The sequence below is a fragment of the Pedobacter sp. genome (genome assembly GCF_045628745.1).
Taxonomy (GTDB): domain Bacteria; phylum Bacteroidota; class Bacteroidia; order Sphingobacteriales; family Sphingobacteriaceae; genus Pedobacter.
In genome coordinates, this window is sequence record NZ_JAZQPU010000412.1 from 1 (window position 1) to 6,280 (window position 6,280).

Sequence of the window (6,280 nt, forward strand, 5' to 3'; positions counted from 1 at the left end):
CTCTAATAACCTGAAGTTTAACATTTCCTCTAAGGCATCCATAGCCAGGTTTCGTTTCTCTTCATATTTATAGTCACCACTCAATACCAATTGCACTGTTGCTTTATCTTCTGTGCCTTTATAAACATCTTTACGGATTACTCCTTTTGGAGTTCTGATGCCAAGATCTTTCCAGGTTTCTTTTCTATTGATAGATGGTAAAGAGGCGATATAACGCTTTAATAAAGGACGAATTGTGCTGTCAGTGAAATTACCAGTGAAGACAAAAGTAAAGTCTGAGGCATCAGCAAAACGCTCCTTATAGATGGCATAGGCTTTATCATAGGAGATCTGGTTGGCTTTCTCTAAGCTTGGGCCTGTACGACGAACATTATAGTTCCCTAAAACAGCATTTGCTGTATCTGAAAATACTTGTCCCGGTACATTTTCATTGTTCAACAAACTGCTTTTGTAGTTCTTTACTAAACCTTCAAAGATCTGTGCATCAGCTTTTGGTTGGGTAAAGTATAAATACAGCATTTGCAAGGCTGTTTCAAAGTCTTTAGGCGTTGTGCTTCCTTTAAAACCTTCATAGCGCTCAGATAGGTAAGGGGATACCCCCACCAGTTTTCCTGAAAGCATTTTCGGTAACTGTTTGGCATCAAAAGCACCAAGACCACTGCTGGTTATTAAACCAGGCGCATTAACTGCAGACTGGTAATCTTCGTCTTTGTATAAAGAACTACCACCGGGACTAAAGGCAGAAAAACTTACCTGGTCATTTTTAAAGGTGGTTGGTTTTAAAATTACCTTTACACCATTGCTTAAAGTCAACTCAGTAACATCAATAGACTTGATCTTTTTCTCTTTAACAATGCTGCCTTCTTTTGGTAAAGTCTCTAATAATGGAACATTTGAAATCTTGTCGTCATAAGCGGTAAGATCGGTTTTTTTAACCTCTGCTATCCACTTTAAGATGTTTGCTTCATCAGGAATACTGCTTTTTTCGTTTTCAGGACCCATCACCATGATATCACGGTTTACATCTATATAATACCTTTTCACCAGGTTATTCATATCAGCTAAGGTTACATTTTTCACCTCGTCCATGTAAAACTTGTAAAAGTATTCCTTTCCAGGGCTTGCTTCACCTTTTAAGAAATGTTGTAGGTAGGCCTTTACATAAGCATCAGAACGGGTTTTATCTCTCTCTTTGTAGGTAGATTCCTGGTAATTTAAAACTTCAGTTTTTACCCTGTCCAGTTCACTTTGGGTAAAGCCAAAGCGTTTCACTCTTTCCAGTTCAGAATAAACGGCTTTAAATCCTTTTTCCCATTCATTTGGTCGGGCAGCAACCACAATGGAGGCTACATCTATCCCTTTAAAAAATTCGCCGATGCTGCTTCCACCTTGTAAATAAGGGGGATTAGCCTGTTTGCCAATTTCACTAAACCTTGCGCCGATTAATTGATTGTAGATGCCCACAATAAGGTTATCCATCACATCTTTCCTGGTTTTAACAGTTGTAGAAGGATGTTTAACCATGATCTGGATAACTCTTGAAGTATATTCAGGATCAGATACCTTAACGAACTGGTTTTTGCCAGTCAGTTCTACCTTATAATCAACTCTTTCTGCTTTGTTCTTTGGAGCTTTTGCATCAGAGAATTTTTCAATGATCATTTTTTCAATCCCCGCAGGATCAAAATCACCAACCGCAATCAGCGCCTGTAGATCCGGACGGTACCAACGGGTGTAAAAGTTTTTAAGCGTAGTTAAACTCGCTTTAGTCAAAACTTGTTCAGTCCCTATCGGTAAGCGATCCACATACCTGGAGTTGTTTAACAACACTGGCCAGTACTTTTCGCGCATGCGTTCTTCAGCACTTTTTCTCAGTCTTTTTTCTTCCAGAATCACGCCACGTTCAGGCTCCATTTCTAGAGAATCCATGAGTGCAGCACCTGCCCAGTCGCGCAAAATCTGTAGTCCGTTTTTAACTACCTCCGGATTATCCGTAGCGATAGGCAACTGATAAACAGTTTCATCGAAACTGGTATAAGCATTTAAATCTGCTCCAAAACGTACACCTACACTTTGCAGGTAATCGATCATCTTATTTTTAGGGAAATGCTGCGTACCCTTAAAGCTCATGTGCTCTACAAAATGCGCCAGTCCGCGTTCCTCATCTGTTTCCAGAATAGAACCTATTTTGTTGGCCAGGTAAAAAATACCCCTGTTTTTAGGCTCTACATTTTTTCTGATGTAATAAGTAAAACCATTTGGCAATTTGCCAGTCCTCACTCCAGCTTCAAGCTGGAGTGTTTCATTGACTGCCTGTACTTTACTTAATGTTTGCGCTTGGGCAGTAAAAGCCAGCGAAGCCGCTAGGAACATCAAATGAGCAATTTTATTCGATTTAGTCATATTGTGATTCTTATTTTCTTTTTCTACGGATTAAAGTCATTCCGCCAAAAATGCTGATTAATAGTGGGATGACACCTAGAAATAGTGCCTTTTGATAATTTATTTGCGTCCTGCTTACTAATATTTTAGTGTCAGTAGCCTTAGGTCTAGGGGTAGAAACAGGGTAAATACCATCGCTAAACCACCTGAACATTTTGATTGTAAATAAGGTATTGACCGTATTTAAGTTGTTCCTGGTCAATTCTACATTGCTCATAAAATCTGTATCACCGATTACCAAAATCTTCTGTTCTTTATTCGCAACGTTTCTTGTTACGGCAAGTGCAACAGGGTAGGCTGCTTTACTTTCCTTCGCCGGGTTAAATACAATTTTGTCGTTAGGATCGAAATTATCTAATTTATTCCAGCCTCTTGCTCCATTACTTACCGCAATAACCGCCTTTTTGTAAGGACCGTCGTTTGTATAGGTTAAACCTGCAGTACCCACAAATGCCATCACTGCACCATCGTAGAATGAAAACTTATAATCTTCTGCTGCCTTTGTAAACTTTACCTGCAACAGGTTAGGTTCAAAGTTTTCGCTTTCTTCAATTAAAGTTCCTGGCAATAAAGCAATACCTAACTTCGCTAATAAAGGGTTTAATAAATGCTGACGACCAGGCTCTCCGGCAATCATCATGTTTCCACCTTTATCTAAATAAGCAGTAATGACATTTAATTGTTCAGGGGTAAAAGCAACAGTAGGATCTGCCAATACAAGCGTACAAAGGCTATCTGGAATAGCTTTGACCTTCGACAAATCAAGATTGATGATATCAAATCCCTGGTTAATCAATGATCCACGGATACTTACTCCCTTAGTAATCATTTTGTAAGCCTTGTTACCATTTTCTTCGGTACTGCGCTCTTCGTTACCTGTTAAAAAGCCTACTTTTGCCGGGCCATCAAGCAATCTCTTTAGTGCTGCAGAAATTTCAGGCTCTCCCGGATAAACAAACATGTCATCAAACATGCGGAGTGCGGTTGACTTTCCCTTATAACTGAACATTCTTACAAACCTGCCTTCTTCACCTGTTAAATCAACTTTCTCTTTGATCTGTTTTGGTGTCAGTAAATCAGCAAATTTAAAATTCAATGCATCAGCACTTTTCTTCGCTTTCTGTTTTAAGGTTGAAGAACTTTCGTTGGATTCATATGCTTTATCGTAATAAGATACATAATCCATTTTTAATCCTGGCATAAAGCGTTGGTACTGCTCAAAGCGGCTGATGTCTGAAATGCGGTTTGCCGGTGCACCATACCCTGCTGTGTAGTGATTTACATTGGCATAAGAAGCAAGGGATACAGGACCATCAAAGCGTTTCACTAATTCCTGACTGGCCTCTGTTAATGTTCTGTCTTTAAAACGGGTGGTATCATAATACCCTGTCAGCGCAGGTAATGAAGTTACATAACCTAATATAATCATTAACACTACCAATGAACTGTAACGCATTATTTTTGAACCTAAAGTGCGGGTCTGTCTGCCTGAATTTAGTTTCATAATGGTCAGTACCAGGAATAAAGCTATAACAAGCAAAAAGTAAATCACATCTTTACTGGTTATTAAGCCATTCACCATTTTATCTGTTCTGCCCAACATAGAGAACCAATAGGTTAAATCTCTCACGAAGTCTATCGTTTGGCCAACCTCACCAATAAAGTTTAAAGCGGCAAGTACAGCAAGGGTACTGATGGCCGCTACAACCTGGTAAGAGGTTAAGCTTGACATAAATAAACCTATGGCCGTGTAAGCACAAATTAAAAGGTAGAGCCCAAAGATACCACCAATCACAAATTTGATGTCTAAAGCTTCAATAGATAAATTGGCGGCTAAAGTAAAGCCAAGCATAATCAATACCAGAATGAAGGCATAAGCCATCATGGATAAAAATTTACCCATTACAATTTCTGTAACCGTAACAGGCGATGATAACAATAGTTTAATAGAGCCACTGCTGGTTTCGCGGCTCATTAAACCCATAGTTAACAAGGGGATGTATAAATATAAATTGTCTTGTATGCTTTTTAGCATGCCGTTGTCTCCAGCAAATAGCACTTTGGTTAATACCGATAAAGGGCGCTCTAATTGCTGGGATGTCTCCTGGGTAAAAAGTTGGTCTGTAAAAGTAATGCCGGCTTGTATGGTGAAAATGACCAATACTAACCAGGCTATAGGCGAATAAAAGAGGATACTAAGTTCTAATCGCGCGATCCTTATGATCTTTTGCATTTTCTTGGTTTAGTTGTTGTTTACGGTTTTCTTTGACAATTGAGCAAAAATGCCATCTAATGAGCTTTTCTCCAGGTAGATCTCTGAAAGGGACCAGCCTTTTAAAGCGCAGGTTTGGATGATGGTCTTGGTGATAGCAGGACCTGTGTTAAAGTGTATCCTGATTTGATTGCTGTGAATGTGTTCTGCTTTGGTTACACCGTTGATGGCTTCTAATTCTGCCATAGGTACCATCGTGTCTAATGCTAAAATTAAGGAGTTAGGTTCTATGTAATTATTGAAAGCATGCATGGTATCTGCAAACACAATTACACCATGCTCAACCATAATGATGTTATCACAAGTGGCCTGTACTTCAGATAATATGTGTGTAGATAGAATAACCGAGCGGTCTTGTGCAATTTCTTTAATTAATTTCCTTACCTCGGTAATTTGGTTAGGGTCTAAACCATTTGTTGGCTCATCAAGCACCACCAATTTAGGGTTGTGAATAATGGCCTGTGCAATACCAACACGTTGTTGGTAACCACCAGATAAATTGCTCAATACCCTTTTGCTGAAATGTGTAATACCACATTTGGCCTTTGCAATTGCTAAAGCTTCTGCAATTTCATTTGCTGGAATAGAACGCATGTGTGCACAGTGAGTAAGGTATTCATCTACCGTAAGCTCGAGGTGTAAAGGTGCTTTTTGTGGCAAGAAACCTATTAATTTTTTCGCCTCAACAGGGTTTGTCCTAACGTTGATGCCATCAATAAACACATCGCCTTCAGTTTGGTTAATTACCCCACAAAGAATGTTCATGGTTGTAGATTTACCCGCTCCATTGGAGCCCAGGAGACCTAAGATGCCTTTTTCTGTAATTTCAAAACTGATATCTTTAATGGCCCAGTCTCTGCTGTAACGGTGTGATAGGTGCTGTATTTTAGCTATGCTTTGCTTCATAATGCTGTGTGTCTTTTATAAAAAATTAGCGGTGTTTCCGCTGTAAGTATTTTTAAATTAGTTTCTTTTTCTGCTGATTAATGTATAGGCGCCGGCTAAAGCAAGGGATCCTGGTAAAAGGCCCAGAAAGATGATTTTTAGCCATGAAATACTGTCTCTTGAAATGGTGATTTTATTGTCAATCGATGCTGGTCTGGTAGTGTCAATAGGATATTGGTTATTACTGAACCATTTAAATAAAGTGGTGGTAAATTCTTCATTTTTGGTAGTTACATTAAACCTTCCCAGTTCTGAATTGCTCATGAAATCGGCATCTCCGGTCACCATTATTTTTTGCTCTTTACCAGCAATTTTGCGCGATAAAGCAAGGGCTACAGTAACCTCTGTTTTTTGATCTGTTGCTGCATTGAAAGTTATTTTTTGAGCCGCGATGTCAAATACGCCAGTTTTGATCCAGGCATAATTTTTATCAGACACCAATAGCGGAGTATAAGTAAAACCAGTCACCGCTTTATATTCAATGCCCATGGTATTAGGCATGCTGATGATTGTTTTTTGTGGATAGTTAAAACCTAGAGATTTTGCTGCTGACGTAAATTTTGATTGTATTAAATCTACCTCTAAATCTTTACTTTGCTGTAATAACATGCCTTGCATATA

3 protein-coding genes and 1 pseudogene are annotated in these 6,280 nt (G+C 39.0%); all 4 read right to left on the reverse strand.

Translation table 11 applies throughout. The features are described 5' to 3' along the window. The coding region (locus ACR2F7_RS14900; RefSeq protein WP_432714339.1) for a M16 family metallopeptidase at window positions 1-2,403 on the reverse strand (2,403 nt) is incomplete at its 3' end. A 10-nt stretch (window positions 2,404-2,413) separates the two neighbouring features. Next, entirely contained in the window at window positions 2,414-4,675 is a 2,262-nt protein-coding gene (locus ACR2F7_RS14905) for a Gldg family protein (protein WP_432714340.1), read from the reverse strand. Window positions 4,676-4,684: 9 nt separating this feature from the next. Beyond that, complete coding sequence (locus ACR2F7_RS14910; protein WP_432714341.1) at window positions 4,685-5,620, reverse strand: ABC transporter ATP-binding protein; 936 nt, start codon at window positions 5,618-5,620, stop codon at window positions 4,685-4,687. 57 nt (window positions 5,621-5,677) lie between these two features. Next, window positions 5,678-6,280, reverse strand: a pseudogene (locus ACR2F7_RS14915) (ABC transporter); the annotation flags it as partial.